Here is a 16409-nt window from a genome sequence, read left to right on the forward strand (position 1 = left end):
ATGTACGAGATGTTATATTTTTTTAACTTACTCAGTTTTAAAGGTTGTACTTTGCGCTTCACATTCACGACGTACTTCTTCGATGATTTTTAATTCTTCTTTACTATATGGTTGAGTTTTAGAATTCTGACCGTTAAAAGTCGGATCAAGCAGAGATAGTCTTTGGCAAAGTGTATTCATACGCTTTTCATTCTTTTGCATGCGATCAAGCAATACCCGAATGCCTTCTAGAATCGGATCGGATTGATCTTCGGTTGTCGCATACGGTTCGAAACCAATACTCTCTGCATAATCACGTCGTAAAGCTTCTTGTTCTGTCTGTTCTTTGGTGTTTTGTTGTTTAAAGATATAGCGGGCAGGACTACCCACCGCAGTAACGCCTGCAGGAACTTCCTTCGTAACAACAGCATTCGATCCAACTTTTGCACCTTTATGAACGGTGAAAGGGCCTAAGATCTTCGCACCTGCACCAACCACCACACCATCTTCTAAGGTTGGATGACGCTTACCTTTATTCCATGTGGTACCACCCAGTGTAACGCCATGATATAGGGTGACGTCATTCCCAATTTCAGCAGTTTCACCAATCACGACCCCCATGCCATGATCAATGAAAAAGCGTTTACCAATTTTTGCACCAGGGTGAATTTCAATACCAGTGGCAAAACGGCTGAAAGAGGAGAGTAAACGTGCAGTCCCTTTAAACTCTTTTTTCCAGAGTTCATGCGCCATACGATGCATGATTAATGCATGAATTCCTGGGTAAGTGGTTAAAACTTCAAGCGTATTGCGTGCCGCAGGATCACGTGCAAATACAGCCTCAATATCTTCTTTAAGCTGTTTAATCATTTGTTATGATCCTCCGATTGAGATTTTTTCCATGAACCATTTGCCAAAGACTGAACACGACTAAAAACACCGCGTAATAAATGATATTCCATACGATCTAATTGTATCCTTCCGAATAAACGACGCAAGCGTAAAGGGAGTAAACGGGGATTATCAGGATCTAAAAACTCAATTTCAGTCAACATTTTCTCAAAATGAGGATAAAACTCTTCCATTTGCTGTTGGGTTACAAGCGGTTCGTCCCATTGCATGGTTTGCTGTTGTTTAAGTTGCATTTGCTCATTTGATGTGTCAACCACTGGACTGATTTGCTCCAGTGCCGCCATTCTTAACTCGTAGCATACAACTTGAATGGCTTGTGCGACATTTAACACACCATATTCAGGATTTACAGGAATTGTTAAATGATAATTGGCGAGGGCGAGCTCCTCATTTGTCAGACCACGGTCTTCACGACCAAAAACAATAGCAATGTTTTGCTGTTGTGACGCCGCGTGAAGTGCTTCTTTTGCTGCTGGTCTTACATCTAATAATGGCCACGGTATGGTACGACTACGAGCACTGGTTCCAAACACCAGATGACAATCTTGAATCGCTTGTTCGAGTGTTTCTACAATGTCGATATGTTCGATTAGATCTTGTGCGCCTGCCGCCAAGGCATCAATATCTGGGTGAGGATATGTTTTAGGTGCGACTAAAACTAATTTGGATAATCCCATGGTTTTCATCGCACGTAAAGCGCTACCAATATTTGCAGGGAGAGTTGTATTGACCATAACAATACGGACATGATCCAAAGGTTTGGTCATATTATTTTGCTCAAACTGATTCATATATCATCCAAATTTAAGAATATTGAGAAACTTCGGCTTGATAAAGATCCAAGGCTTCATCCATAGACATATTTTCAGGCGGTGTTGCGACAGTGCTAACTTTAGGTTTTTCAATTGCTTTGGCAGCTTTTGATTTCACTTGATATTCGATGAAAATAGCATCTTTTCCAAAATAATCACGTAATTTAGCGAGCAATTCATCTTGAGGGGCAACTTTCCATTGCGGTCCAAGATGTAATTCAGCATAGGCAAAGCTTTGTTCAATTTGTAACTGTAAACCAATATGTTGACTCATATCGACATTACAATAAGGAAGCAGAATAGCTTGTAGATCTTTGGCTAAGGATTTGGTCATTAAATCAGGGCTTAGCTGTACTTGAATACTTTGAGCACGCTTTTGGCGGATATCATTTAAACTAAATGCTTTGCTTAAACGGGCCATTGGGCGATCATAGCCTTCACGTTCATAGATTTCGCCTTCGACTACAACGACTTGTTCGAGTCGAACAATATCTTTGTAACGTTGGAAACGTTCATGATTGCAACTGATTTCTACACGTGCAGTGCCATCATCTAAGGTGATCATAATTCGATTCGGGAAGTTAGCAATATCTACGACTAACCCTGCAAAAACAGTTGTGACCCCTCGACGTGTCGGTGTAAGTTCATTTAATTTGGCTGGAATAAAGGCTTTTAACTCTTGGCGATAAACATCAATCGGATGTCCTGTCAAATACAGTCCGAGCGTATCTTTTTCACCTTTTAAACGAACTTCATCAGACCAAGGCTTCACAGGTTTGGCTGGCTTTCGTTGAACTTCTTCAACTTCACCAAACAGATCCATAATTCCTGTTTCTCGGTTACTACGTGCTTGCTCAGCTGCTTGTACGGCTTCTGGAAGTTGCGCCATCAAGCTTGAGCGTTCTATGCCGAGACAATCTAATGCACCGGCACGGATAAGCGCTTCTAAGGTACGTTTGTTAATCTTTTTTAGGTCAATACGATGACAGAAATCGAATAAGTCTTTATATGGACCTTCTTTAATGCGTGAGTCGATCACAGACTGCATTGCCTGTTCGCCAACACCTTTAATCGCACCTAAACCGTAGACAATGGTACGTTCATCACTGGCATGGAAATGATATAAGGACATATTTACAGACGGAGGAAGTACCTCTAGCTTATTGTTACGGCAGTCATCAATCAAGAACACGATACTGTCAGTGTTCTGCATTTCCGATGATAGTACCGCTGCCATAAATTCTGATGGATAGTGTGCTTTTAACCATGCGGTATGATAAGCAACCAGTGCATAGGCAGCCGCATGTGATTTGTTAAAACCATAGCCTGCGAACTTTTCCATGTAGTCAAAGATATGATTGGCAGTGGCTTCATCAATATCTTTTTCAGCAGCACCTTTAATAAAGATTTGGCGTTGCTTTACCATTTCCTCAGGTTTCTTTTTACCCATTGCACGACGAAGTAAGTCAGCGCCGCCTAAGGTATAACCAGCACAGAACTGTGCTGCTTGCATGACCTGTTCTTGGTAAACCATGATGCCATAAGTCGGCTCTAAAACACTTTCGAGTAATGGATGTAAATATTCAAACTCGCCACCGTGCATACGATGAATAAAGTCTGGAATTAGATCCATTGGACCCGGACGATATAAAGAAACGAAGGCAATAATTTCTTCAAATTTACTTGGTCTTGCTTCTTTAAGCATTTTTTTCATGCCGACGGATTCAAACTGGAATACCGCGGTCGTATTTGCTTCAGCAAAGACTAAGTATGCATCTTTATCGTCTAAAGGGACATTTGCAATTTCGAGAGGAGTTTCAGATTTGACTCTTTTGTTAATATTCTGAACGGCATCCTCGATCACCGTGAGGTTCCGTAAACCCAAGAAGTCAAATTTGACGAGTCCTGCTGCCTCGACATCATCCTTGTCATATTGCGCTACACGGTTGGTACCATCTGGATCGCACAACACTGCAGAGTAATCGGTAATTTTTCCGGGAGCGATAACTACACCACCCGCGTGTTTACCTGTATTTCGTGTGATACCTTCAAGTTTAAGCGCCATTTCCCAGATCTCAGCCGCATCATCATTGTCTGGGTTGGATGGATTGGTAACGATATCTTTAAGTTGCGGCTCCATATCAATAGCAGTCGCTAGATCAACGCCAAGTGGTTTGGTTGGCACCATTTTTGAGATACGGTCCGCGAGTCCGTATGATTTACCCAAGACTCGTGCAACATCTCGAATAGCACCTTTTGCAGCCATGGTACCAAACGTTGCAATTTGGGAAACAGCTTGGCGACCATAGTTCTGTGCAACATATTCGATAACGCGATCTCGACCTGCAATACAGAAATCGACATCGAAATCGGGCATTGAAACACGTTCAGGGTTCAAGAAACGTTCAAAGAGTAGGTCATATCTGAGAGGATCGAGGTCGGTAATTTTTAAACTATATGCGACCAGTGAACCTGCACCAGAACCACGTCCCGGTCCGACAGGTACCCCATTGTTTTTTGCCCATTGGATAAAGTCCATAACGATGAGGAAGTAGCCGGGGAAACCCATTTTTAAGATGATATCAACTTCGTATTTGATTCGTTCATCATAGGGTTTTCGAATATCTTCCCAATCCTCATCACGCTCTGATATTGGATAAAGGTGGTTTAAGCGCTCCTCTAAACCTTGACGAGACAGATGCTCAAAATAGGTATCAATGGTATAACCATCAGGGATAGGGAAGTCTGGTAAGAAATAGGTTCCGAGTTGGAGTGCTACATTGCATCGCTGTGCGACGTAATATGTATTTTCAATTGCACTTGGAATATCTGAGAAAAGTTCAGACATTTGTTGCCCAGTTTTGAAATATTGTTCGGGACTATAGTTTTTGGGACGTTTATCATCACCGAGTACATAACCATCCGCAATGCAAACACGGGCTTCATGTGCGTAAAAGTCGTCTTTTTCAATAAAATGAATGTCATTATGCGCAACGACACCAATTTGGTATTTTGCGGCGAGTTTGACTGCTTCTTGGATAAAGTCTTCTTCACCCGCGCGTTCGGTTCGTGTTAATGCTAGATAAACACGGTTACCAAATTTTTCTATCCATGCTTCTAATAAAGGTTCAGCTTTTTGTGGGTTTGAAGAGCAGAGCATTTTACCCACATCACTGTGTTGCCCAAGCAAGATAATCAAGTCTTCAGATTGTTCGAGTACCCATTCTTTTTGGACGCAGGGAATACTGAGTTGTTGTCCCTCGATAAAACCGCGGGACACAATTTCAGTCAGGTTTCTCCAACCTGTATTGCTCATTGCTAATAGTGTGGCGCGATGTTCAGCATCATTGAGTCGAATGACGCTGCCTAAAATCGGTTTAATTCCTTTCTTAAGGCATGCTTCATAGAATTTCACTGCAGCATGTAGGTTTGACAGGTCAGTTAATGCCAGAGCAGGCATTTCATCGTTTATAGCAGCTTTGACCAAATCGGGTATGCGAACAATCGACTCTGTAATCGAAAACTCTGTATGAATACCAAGATGAACAAACTGCATAGATCTATCCTTAACGCGACCGCCGATTATTCTAACACGCTCTGTCTATGGCTGTTGTCTAATATTTTTGCAATAAGATCATATCTGCTTTGTATTCGGCTCAGAAACTAAAAAACCGATGTATATGCGATTTGATCATATACATCGGTTTAGTCGTTATGGACGTAAATTAATACTCCCAGAACATCCGTTGAATTTCTTTAGCATCATTCGTTTTAGTGAGTGCCAATGCCGCGAGAATGCGTGCTTTTTGTGGATCAAGATCATGTGCAGCTACCCAACCATATTTATCATCAGGTTGTTCAGCATTACGTAAAACAAAACCTTGAGCCACACGAGAAGAACGGATAATTTGAATCCCGTTATCATTGTGTAGTTGTTGTAAGGTTGGAACTAAATATTTTGCAACAGATCCATTACCCGTACCTGCGTTGATGATTGCTCGTGCTCCAGCTTTTGCATAAGCAAGATACGCATCAGGTTTCATAGAGTCTGAACCATATACGATTTGAACAACGGGTAGCTGTTCACCTTTAATATTTTCAATATTAAATTCTGATGCTTTGGTATGTCGTTTGATACTGTTTCTAAACCAATATGGTTTTCCTTCAACAACTGTTCCTAATGCCCCCCATTGACTAACAAAGGCATTGGTATGGATATTTATTCCTTTGGTCACATCTCGTGCAGCAAAGATTGAGTCATTCATCAGTACCAGTACGCCTTTATTTTTTGCTTCATCAGATGAAGCAAGGGCAACAGCACTATATAAATTAAGTGGTCCATCCGCAGAAAGAGCAGTAGATGGGCGCATTGAACCAACTAGAACAATCGGTTTGTCAGTATGGATAACAAGGTTTAGAAAGAATGCAGTTTCTTCAAGTGTGTCTGAACCATGTGTAATCACAATCCCATTCACAGATGGTTTTTTAACTAAATCATTGACTTGACGTGCCAGCGATAAAAGCTCTTTATCGGTAATGTTTTCAGATGCAATTTGTAGGGCTTGGATACCACTGACATTTGCTAGATCTTTAATTTGAGGAACTGAGTTAATTAGTGTCTCTACAGGAACTTTTGCTGCTGTATAGGTTGCACTATTGGTTGAGCTCGCGCCTGCACCTGCGATCGTGCCACCTGTCGCCATAATAACGACATTATTTTTTGCATACAATGAAACTGAAGCTGCAAGTAGGGTACATGCTAATCCTAATGATTTAACCGTTTTAATCATCAATCACAATCCTGTTTTTTAGTTTTCCACCGAAGTGCTATGTCAAATCCGACATGACATCGGGAGCTATTATTTGAAGTTTTAGCATTTAAATCATTGGCAAAATTATTTTTTATTAGACCTTTGTCTAGAGTAAAAGTAGATTTGATTAAAGATTTAAGTGACTGAAGTGGTTTGAAAGAATTTTCTTATTAATTTAAATAATATTAGGTACTTATTTTAATTTTTTTGGGGTTTAATATGGGTGCATCATCTTGGTGCAATTTTGTGTAATGACAGACGAACTATTCTAAAATTAAAAAAAGCAATGTCTTGTACAGACATTGCTTTAATTTTTTTGCTTAACGACGTGTGGCTAGGAAGCGACCTAAGCGGTTAATTGCTTCACGAAGCTCATTTTCTGCAGGTAAAAATACCACACGGAAATGATCAGGCGTTGGCCAGTTAAAGCCTGTACCTTGCACGAGTAAAACCTTTTCTGCTTTTAATAAATCAAGCATTAACGCTTCATCATCTTCAACTGCGTACACTGTTGGATCAAGTTTAGGGAAACAGTACATTGCACCTTCTGGTTTAACACAACTTACACCAGGGATTTCGTTTAGCATTTCCCACGCAATATTACGTTGTTCATACAGGCGACCACCTGGACGTATTAAGTCATTGATCGATTGATAACCACCCAAAGCTGTTTGAATCGCATATTGAGCTTGATGGTTCGCACATAGACGCATCGAAGCCAACATGTCTAGACCTTCGATATAATCAGCAGCACGGGCCTTGTTACCTGTAATCGCCATCCAGCCTGCACGATAACCTGCGATACGATATGCTTTAGATAAGCCATTAAACGACACACAGAGTTGATCGCCAGCCAATGCCGCAACTGAAACATGCTCTATACCGTCATATATGATTTTGTCGTAAATCTCATCAGCAAATAAAATCAAATCATATTTTTTTGCCAAAGCAACGATTTGCGCCAAAACGTGACGAGGGTAGACTGAACCTGTTGGGTTATTTGGATTGATTACCACGATCCCACGTGTATTGGGCGTGATTTTACTCTCCATATCGGCAATATCAGGATACCAGTAGTTTTCCTCGTCACATTTGTAGTGAATTGCTGTACCACCAGACAGATTCACTGCCGCTGTCCATAATGGATAGTCAGGCATCGGAACTAACATTTCATCGCCGTCGTCTAGCAAGCCTTGCATTGCCATAACGATAAGTTCTGAAACACCATTTCCAACATACACATCGTTGACGTGCATATCAAAGATGCCTTTCTGTTGGTAGTACTGGCAGATTGCCTTACGTGCAGGGAAAATACCTTTAGAATCGGTGTAACCAATTGCATTGGGTAAGTTTAAAGCAACGTCATTGATAATCTCTTGCGGTGCTTCAAAACCAAATGGTGCAGGGTTACCGATATTGAGCTTAATAATTTTGTGCCCTTGTTCTTCCATTTCATTGGCGGCTCGTAACACAGGTCCACGAATGTCGTAGCAAACATGCTCGAGCTTAGATGATTTCTTAATTTCTCGTGGCGTAGTGTTACTGATAACGGACATAATTCCATCCAATGTTTTGTAAGTTAAGAAAAAATAGATTACCGAAAACGCACAATCTATTTTGAAATTTCGCTAGAAATTTATCAAGGACTAGCGTAAATATGGAAAGCATGAAGCATGACATTGAATCTCATAGATTTAAAGGAGTTTTTTCATGGGAAAAGTCAATAAAACTGACCGAGAATGGCAAAGAGAGTTATCACCAGAAGAATATCGCATTACCCGTAAAAAGGGTACTGAGCCAGCGTTTACTGGACAATATTGGAATAGTAAACAAAAAGGGATTTATGTATGTCGTTGCTGTGGTGCGAAATTATTTTCTTCTGAAACTAAATATGACAGTGGCTCTGGTTGGCCAAGTTTTTATCGACCGATTGATAATTTAGCCATAGAGGAGCATGACGATTCTTCACATGGCATGGTTAGAACAGAAATTGTTTGCCATGATTGCGATGCACATTTAGGGCATGTGTTTGAAGATGGCCCAGAACCGACTGGATTACGCTATTGCGTAAATTCAGCATCATTACAACTTAAAACAGAAGAAAAAAATGACGAGGAAACTTACCCATGAGTAACATTTATCAGTTCGAAGCTGAGTTGTTAGAGGGAGAAATAAAAGCACTTTCTGATTACAAAGGAAAGGTGATGCTGATTGTGAATACAGCAAGTAAATGTGGTTTTACACCACAATTTGCGGGACTTGAGAAACTTTACGAAAAATATAAATCTCAAGGTTTAGAGGTATTAGGTTTTCCATGCAATCAGTTTGGTGGACAAGATCCAGGTACGAATAAGGAAATAGGGGCATTCTGCCAGCGCAATTATGGTGTTAATTTCCCCATGTTTGCCAAGGTAGACGTTAAAGGACCTGAAGCACATGTGATCTTCCGTTTCTTAACCCGTGAGGCAAAAGGAATTTTAGGTAGTCGTAATATCAAATGGAATTTCACTAAGTTCTTAGTTGGACGCAATGGTGAAGTTCTGGGTCGCTACGCACCAACAACTAAGCCAGAAGCTTTGGAAGCGGATATTGAAAAAGCATTAGCGAAGTCATAGATATTCCTATTGTTAAAAAAGACGGTAATGAAACCGTCTTTTTAATTTTTTACTAGGAAGTTTCTGTTGGTAAGGGTTTATTCTTTCTGAAGTTAAACAGCTTTTGATGAATATCATCAATAAATGTGTAAACTACGGGAATAACCAACAAGGATAAGAATGTACTGGTGATCAATCCGCCAATTACTGATATTGCCATGGGTGAGCGGAAACTCGGATCAGTTCCCACACCTAAAGCAATAGGTAACATTCCAGCACCCATCGCCAATGTGGTCATGATAATCGGTCGTGCACGTTTATGGCAGGCATCTAGTAAGGCATTGAAACGAGAGTAACCCTTTTCATTACGTGCAATGATGGCGTAATCAACCAATAAAATAGAGTTCTTACTTGCGATGCCCATTAGCATGATTAATCCAATTAGACTCGGCATGGAAAAGCTACTTTTTGCTAAAAGGAGTAAGACGAAAGCGCCGCCTAATGACAATGGTAATGCTACTAAAATGGTGATCGGCTGTAAGAAATCTTTAAATAAAAGTACTAAAACCACATAGATACACAATACGCCTGTTAGCATGGCGAGACCAAAGCTAGAAAATAACTCTTGCATAACTTCTGCATCACCAATGTTAGTACGTGTCACGCTCGGTGGCAGATTTTGCATGGTCGGTAATTGGTCAACTTGGGCTGCAATATCACCTAAAGGTTGGTTGTTAAGTTCAATATTTAAATTGATATTACGCATACGATTAAAGCGATCAATTTGCGAAGGACCACTTTCAATATTGACTTCAGCAATAGTGCCGAGCATGACTGGGCCACGACTACCTTTGATAATAAGACGTTTCATCAACTCTTGATCCTGTCGAGCTGATAAAGGAAGTTTAATGACTACGGGAACTTGCCGCTGCGATAGATTTAGTTTTGCCAAGTTTTGATCAAAGTCACCTGCAGTCGCAATCCGAAGTGTCTCAGCAATATCGTAGGTGGTAACCCCTAGATCAGCGGCTTTTGCAAAGTCAGGACGGATCACTAGTTCTGGGCGAATTAATGCAGCACTTGAATTTACACTACCGATATTCGGAATCGTACGTAACTCTCTTTCCAATTGTCGAGCTGTTGAAATCAGTGCTTCGGGATCATCACCTGAAAGAGCCAATTGATATTGACTGTTGTTTCCAGCGATACCGACTTGAATCCTTGCACCAGGGAGAGGGGCAAGCCTTTGTCTGATTTCATCTTCGATTTGCTGAAGACTTGCACTACGACTTTTACGTTCAGTTGTTTGAATGGTTAATGTTGCTTTACGTGGTTCAGTTGATGCACCACCAGCAAAGGGATCTGTACCTGCTGCACCGCCACCGATGGTAGTATATATACTTTTAATTTCAGGATGATCTTTAATTAAGTTGCGGGCGTATTCTGCAGTTTTTAATGTATCAGCAAACTGTGAACCCGGTGTTAATTCTAAGCGTACTTGGGTTTGTCCAGTATCTGGAGGCGGAACGAAACCAGTTGGTAGTAATGGAATAAGCATCAGTGAACCGATAAAAAACAGGATTGCACCAAATAAGGTGATCCAGCGATGGCGAATACACCAAGTCACCAATCGCATATATCTGCGCATGACTTTCCCATCATTTTCTCGATCTTTGGCTAGTCCAGCTTCTCCTTGATCGTTTGCAGAGCCATTTTGTAATGGGTGATCAATTTTCCCCACCCAAGGTTTTAGAATATAGGCTGCCATCATTGGGGTTAGCAAACGGGCCACAAGCAATGATGCAAAAATAGCAAGTGATGCTGTCCACCCAAATTGCACAAAGAATTTACCCGCAATACCACTCATAAAGGCGGTTGGTAAAAAGACGGCAATTAAAGTAAATGTTGTTGCAATGACTGCAAGACCAATCTCGTCAGCAGCCTCCATCGCCGCTTCATACGGTGTCTTGCCCATCCTCAGATGACGAATAATATTTTCAATTTCAACAATCGCATCATCGACTAAGATACCGACAACCAAAGACATGGCCAATAAGGTGACAATATTTAAGGTAAAACCTAGATAATACATGCCAATCATGGCAGGTAGAATTGAGAGTGGTAAGGCCGTTGCAGCAATAATTGTTGCGCGCCAATCACGCAAGAATAACCACACGACAAGTACAGCTAACAGGGCACCTTCATAAAGTAGTGCCATTGAACCTTTATAATTTTCTTCAACAGGTTGAACAAAGTTAAATGCCTCGGTGATTTCAAGATCAGGATGAGATGCTTTGAGTTTATCCAATGCAAGGATAACGCCTTTTTCAACATCAACTTCACTTGCGCCTTTGCTACGCGTGATTTCAAAACCAATCACTGGTTTTCCATTCAATAGCGCAGCTGAGCGTCTCTCTGCAATACCATCACGAATCGTCGCAACTTGATCGAGCCGGATGTGGCGGCCGTCACTGAGTGCAATATCCATCGCACCAATTTCTGCTGCTGTTTGTACTGTAGCGATTGTACGGATTGACTGTTCACTGCCACCTATTTTGGTTTGTCCGCCTGAAGCGTCTTGTTGGAGTAGGCGTAGCTGGCGACTGATGTCAGTTGCTGTTGCATTGAGTGCGAGTAGTTTTTCAGGATCTAACTCAACTTCAACTTGTCGTGTGACACCACCAACACGTGATACCGCACCAACTCCTTTCACTTGGAGCATGGCACGTGAAATATCATAGTCGACAAACCATGAGAGTGCTTCTTCATCCATTTTCGGAGATTGGATGGTGTAAGTTAAGATGGGTGAGCCAGATAAATTAATTTTACTGACAATTGGATCTCTTAAATCCGCAGGTAAATCTGAGCGTACTTGAGAAACCGCATTCCGTACATCATCTACGGCTTCTTGGAGTGGTTTTTCTAGTTGGAATTCGGCTGTGACACTCACTACACCATCTTGAATATTGGTATATTGATTTCTGAGGCCTTGTAAAGTTGCAATCGAGTTTTCAATTTTACGTGCAACTTCCGTTTCCAATTGTGGGGGAGCCGCGCCTGGAAGTGCTGCCGTCACGGTTACCATTGGAAGTTCAATATCGGGGAATTGTTGGATTTTCATCCAGTGGAAACATAACAAACCCGCTAAACCCAACATGATAAATAGTAAAATACTGGGAATCGGATTACGAATTGACCAAGCAGAAACATTCATCTTAACGCTCCTGCTGAGTAACAAGTTTTTGACTAAGCGGTGTATCAGGAATTTCTTTCGCGATGCTCACGAGATCTCCATCACTTAAAAAGCCTGTACCCGATGAGACAACTTTGACATTTGCAGGTAAATCTAGAATCTCAACACGATTACCTAAACGACGTCCTATAGTTACTTTTTGCTGAGTCACACGGTTATGACGGTCAACTGTGAAAATGTAAGTAAAACCATCACGGAGTAATAATGCACTTTGAGGCAGAGTGAGTGCCGATTTTTCTCCTAGATTAAATTCACCCTTAACAAACATACCCATACGAACAGCTTGTGTCGAAGGTAAATCGACATACACAATCCCATAGCGTGTTTGTGGGTCGATAACAGGTGCGATCATTCGCACTTTACCTTTAATTTTCGGTTGAGTAGGGTCGGGAGAAATAATTTCAGCGTCCATACCTTGTCTTAGTTTATAGAGATCGGTTGTGGTTACTTCAGCCCGCCATTCTAAGCGGTGATCTCTAATTAACCTGAATAATTCTTGTCCTGTTTGAGCTAAAGACCCGACAGTTGCACTACGAGCAGAAATCACGCCATTATCAGGGGAAACAACTTTGGTTTGGGTTAAACGCAATTCATTACTTTCAATTTGTGCCTTGGCTGCATCTAAGCGTGCTTGGGCGGTCGCTTGAGATGTTTGATATTGCGCAGACTCTTGAACTGAGATAGCGCCAGTATTTTTTAGCTGCTGAATACGTTTGAGATTAGCTGCTGCATCTGCAAGAACTGCTTGAGCTTCTGCATAACTGGCTTTGGATGCTGCAAGATCTGCACGAATCGTATCGCTATTTATTTCGGCTAAAACCTGTCCACGTTTCACCTGATCACCAACGTTAACATTGACTCGAGTGAGACGTTGACCAGATAACTCACTACCAATTACCACTTCTTGCCATGCGGCGACATTGCCATTGGCAGTAAAGCTTTGTTTCCAGTTTTGTAATACTGGCTCAACGACTGTTACTGTGAGTGCAGGTTTTTGCTCTGTCTTTTTAGCTGTGTTAGGCGGACTGTCGGTTGTAGATTTTTTAGTAATCCCAGTAAACCTTAAGGTAATGAGAATAATGACCAAACCAACGATGATTGCAAATAAAAGCCAAACTTTTTTATTGGTTTTTTGAGAAGTTTGAGAAGCCATCTGATGTGTGCTGAATTAGCAGGAGACTTTCACTTGGCTTTGTTGCACAAAGATTTAAAAGATAACACTCTGCTCATTTGAACAGAATTCAAGTGACAACTTGGGTATGAGGACGACCTAATTCTGTAAATTTGTTCAATACGGCTATGCGTGCATGAATCTCATTCACCTGACTAGAAAAACTCCTTGCTGTTAATTTATCACCTAATAGTTTGATGCAATGCATCTTGGTTTCAACTAAACTTCGACGATGATAACCAGACCATTTTTTCCAAAGCGTTCTTCCTAAACGTTTAACTGTTTTCAGTAACTCATTCCGCTCTAAAGATCTCAATTTCTGATCTTTCCATGGTTTTGCATTTTTTCTTGGCGGAATGAGCGCATGTGCATCTCGATCTAGAATGACTTGTCTGCAGTGCTTCGTGTCATAAGCACCATCGGTATAGACCGAATCAATTCGTTCATCTAAGGGAATTTGAGCAAGTAAATCACCGAGTACTTGCGAATCGCTCACATTATTTGTAGTAAGCTGTACTGCACGTATTTGCAAGGTTTCAGCATCGATGCCAATATGAAGCTTACGCCATTGGCGACGATATTCAGGTCCATGTTTCTTACGTTTCCACTCACCTTCACCTAGAAACTTTAAGCCAGTTGAGTCGACGAGTAGATGTAGCCCATCACTACTTTTTTGATAGCTAATCGCAATATCAATATGTTTTTGTCTTCGACAAAGCGTACTGTAATCTGGTGCGGTCCAATTTAATCCACAAAGTTTAATCAGACTTTGAACAAAACCTGTGACCATGCGTAAAGAGAGTCTAAATAAAGATTTGATCATTAAACAGCATTGAATAGCCGTATCGGAGTAAGTTTGATTTCGACCTTGCTTGTTTTGTGGTTGTGCATACCACTGAGTGTTTGGATCAAACCAAATGGAAATGTTGCCCCGATTAATGAGAGCGCGATTATAGGAAGACCAGTTGGTTGTACGATAAGTTTTAGGAGTAGGTTTATTCATTTTGAAATTATAGGACTGAATAAACCTTATAGGCTAGGTTTGTGCAACAAAGCCCTTTCACTTGGGAGATTCTAGGCAGCTAACCGATAAAAGTCTTCTGCCATTTGATTTGGTGTCTTAAAATCCAAGCCTTTTTGAATTCTTCGCTGATTATAAAATAACTCTATATATTTTGTAATATCCGCTTTGGCTTCTTCCCTTGTTTTGTAGTTGCGATGATGGACTAGTTCATTTTTGAGTATGCCCCAGAAACTCTCTATCGGTGCATTATCGAAGCAGTCGCCTTTTTTGCTCATTGAACCCTGAAAATCAAATTTCTCAAGTAAGTTTCGATATTCATTACTGCAATATTGGCTGCCTCTGTCTGAATGTACAATGAGATCTTTAGCAGGTTTCTGATTGCGAATAGCCATATTCAATGCATCACAAACAAGCTTGGCTGTCATGCGCTCATTTAAGCTATAGCCAACAACCTGTTTCGTGTAAAGATCTTTGACAGCTGCCAAGTACAACCAGCCCTCAGCCGTCCAAATGTAGGTAATGTCACTCGACCACGCAAGATTAGGCTTCGTCATTGAAAACTGTTGCTTGAGTAAATTGTCATAAATAGAACGGTTGTGATCACTGTCCGTGGTTCTTTTGAAACGCTTATGGCGCTTACAATACAACTGATTTGATTTTTTTATTTGGCGCACAGCATACATACTTATTTTGATACTTTGCGCTTGTAAATGCTTGGTTAATCGAACATAGCCATAGCTTTGTTTGGTTTCTTCATGGGCTATTTTGACCAAAATTGTCTGCTGATTTCGCTGAATTGATCTTTTACTCATGCCTCGCTTTAGCCAATCATAAAAGCGAGAAACGGATACACGAAGTAATCGAGCCATTAAAATAATCGGAAATAAGTGGCTTTGCGATTTCATATAGGCGTACCTCACTGACTTTCTTTGGCAAAGTACGCTGCTGCCTTTTTTAAAAATTCACGTTCCATTTCAGCTGTTTTGAGCTGTTGTTTAAGCTTCTTATTTTCTTCGAGTAAGGCGTTTAGATCGGGCGAATACTGTTTTGTGCCTGCTAAAGTTCCAGCCTTTGCTTTGTTATTCCAGTTCGAAAGGGTTTGCATTGAAATGCCAAGTTGTCTAGCGGATTCCGATACATTACCTTGGTTCTCTTCAATGGCTTTTATGGCTTCAGCTTTAAATTCTGCGGTGTAAGTCTTCTGTTTCTTGCTCATGGTAAACTCCTAATGAGTATGTATAGTTTACCAAGTTAAACCCTCCTGTTTTTTAAGCACACATCAATCTTTCCATAGTCATCAAATTGTGTGATGGCTAAGTATAGACCAAGATTTCAACAGATGGTCAAGTGTTCGAAATTGGATAGATGCGAGTTCATTCTCATTAAAGAAGACTCTAATGCTAAGAAATAGTATTAGAGTCTTCGATGAGGATTAATAGTCAGGATTGTCAACTTCACATCCCATACCATGGCAGCCAATCCAGTTTCCGTGTGTATCAAAATTAGGATTACCATCTTTATCAAACTGTGGCCGATTATCAATCACTTGTTTGTCGGGATTATCAACCTTGCAACCTACGCCGTGACAACCATCATATTGAGATGACGCTTTTTTATTAGAAGACTGATGCTGATGTTTATCAATAGAATTCAGGATAACAGCACCAATTAATGCACCAGCAACAGCAGCACCTAAGTCCTTTCCATCAGAACTATATGTGCGAGCACCATTGTCGTAAGTACCACTTTGACCATGATGGGCGAATTCAAACATGAGGTGCGACAGTTTGAAAAGTCTTATGATAATCAACAAGCTGAGCAAATTTCTCTAATGGTGTAAGCCAATCTAACGC

The 16409-nt window shown here is 40.9% G+C and carries 12 protein-coding genes; 2 read left to right on the top strand and 10 right to left on the bottom strand.

Going from position 1 to position 16409, the window contains the following annotated elements:
- Nucleotides 1–27: 27 nt before the first annotated feature.
- The 5 genes from cysE to F927_RS02640 form a co-directional block, all read right to left on the bottom strand.
- The gene (gene cysE, locus F927_RS02620) at nt 28–849 is read right to left on the bottom strand and encodes a serine O-acetyltransferase (RefSeq protein WP_004639373.1); all 822 of its coding nucleotides are present in this window, start codon (nt 847–849) and stop codon (nt 28–30) included.
- Nucleotides 846–1682 (bottom strand): RNA methyltransferase, encoded by an 837-nt coding sequence (locus F927_RS02625; protein WP_005081202.1) that lies wholly within the window; start codon nt 1680–1682, stop codon nt 846–848. The genes cysE and F927_RS02625 overlap by 4 nt, the downstream gene beginning before the upstream one ends.
- Before the next feature lie 13 nt (nt 1683–1695).
- Complete coding sequence (gene dnaE / locus F927_RS02630; protein ID WP_005081204.1) at nt 1696–5259, bottom strand: DNA polymerase III subunit alpha; 3564 nt, start codon at nt 5257–5259, stop codon at nt 1696–1698.
- A gap of 169 nt (nt 5260–5428) precedes the next feature.
- Complete coding sequence (locus F927_RS02635) at nt 5429–6496, bottom strand: asparaginase (protein ID WP_026057248.1); 1068 nt, start codon at nt 6494–6496, stop codon at nt 5429–5431.
- Nucleotides 6497–6834: 338 nt separating this feature from the next.
- Entirely contained in the window at nt 6835–8070 is a 1236-nt protein-coding gene (locus F927_RS02640) for a pyridoxal phosphate-dependent aminotransferase (RefSeq protein WP_004639369.1), read from the bottom strand.
- A 154-nt stretch (nt 8071–8224) separates the two neighbouring features.
- Between F927_RS02640 and msrB the strand changes: the two genes are divergently transcribed.
- Nucleotides 8225–8644, top strand: a complete 420-nt coding sequence (gene msrB / locus F927_RS02645; protein ID WP_004639368.1) for a peptide-methionine (R)-S-oxide reductase MsrB — start codon at nt 8225–8227, stop codon at nt 8642–8644.
- Nucleotides 8641–9129 carry a glutathione peroxidase gene (locus tag F927_RS02650; protein ID WP_004639367.1) on the top strand — a complete coding sequence of 163 codons (489 nt, stop codon included), beginning with the start codon at nt 8641–8643 and terminating at the stop codon, nt 9127–9129. The genes msrB and F927_RS02650 overlap by 4 nt, the downstream gene beginning before the upstream one ends.
- Nucleotides 9130–9181: 52 nt before the next feature.
- Here F927_RS02650 and F927_RS02655 read toward each other — a convergent pair whose 3' ends face one another.
- The 5 genes from F927_RS02655 to F927_RS02680 all read right to left on the bottom strand — a co-directional run bounded on the left by F927_RS02655 (nt 9182) and on the right by F927_RS02680 (nt 16330).
- Nucleotides 9182–12322 carry an efflux RND transporter permease subunit gene (locus F927_RS02655; RefSeq protein ID WP_005081209.1) on the bottom strand — a complete coding sequence of 1047 codons (3141 nt, stop codon included), beginning with the start codon at nt 12320–12322 and terminating at the stop codon, nt 9182–9184.
- 1 nt (nt 12323) lies between these two features.
- Entirely contained in the window at nt 12324–13514 is a 1191-nt protein-coding gene (locus F927_RS02660; RefSeq protein WP_005081211.1) for an efflux RND transporter periplasmic adaptor subunit, read from the bottom strand.
- Nucleotides 13515–13602: 88 nt separating this feature from the next.
- Complete coding sequence (locus tag F927_RS02665) at nt 13603–14535, bottom strand: IS5-like element ISAha2 family transposase (RefSeq protein ID WP_001040037.1); 933 nt, start codon at nt 14533–14535, stop codon at nt 13603–13605.
- A 71-nt stretch (nt 14536–14606) separates the two neighbouring features.
- Nucleotides 14607–15772, bottom strand: a protein-coding gene (locus F927_RS02670; RefSeq protein ID WP_100223926.1) for an IS3 family transposase whose coding sequence is annotated in 2 segments (ribosomal slippage) — nt 14607–15514 and nt 15514–15772 — 1167 coding nt in all. Because the reading frame shifts where the segments join, the coding sequence is not laid out codon by codon here.
- Between the two features lie 216 nt (nt 15773–15988).
- Nucleotides 15989–16330 carry a hypothetical protein gene (locus tag F927_RS02680; protein WP_005081214.1) on the bottom strand — a complete coding sequence of 114 codons (342 nt, stop codon included), beginning with the start codon at nt 16328–16330 and terminating at the stop codon, nt 15989–15991.
- Nucleotides 16331–16409 lie beyond the last annotated feature (79 nt).

Source organism: Acinetobacter haemolyticus CIP 64.3 = MTCC 9819, assembly GCF_000369065.1.
Lineage (GTDB): Bacteria > Pseudomonadota > Gammaproteobacteria > Pseudomonadales > Moraxellaceae > Acinetobacter > Acinetobacter haemolyticus.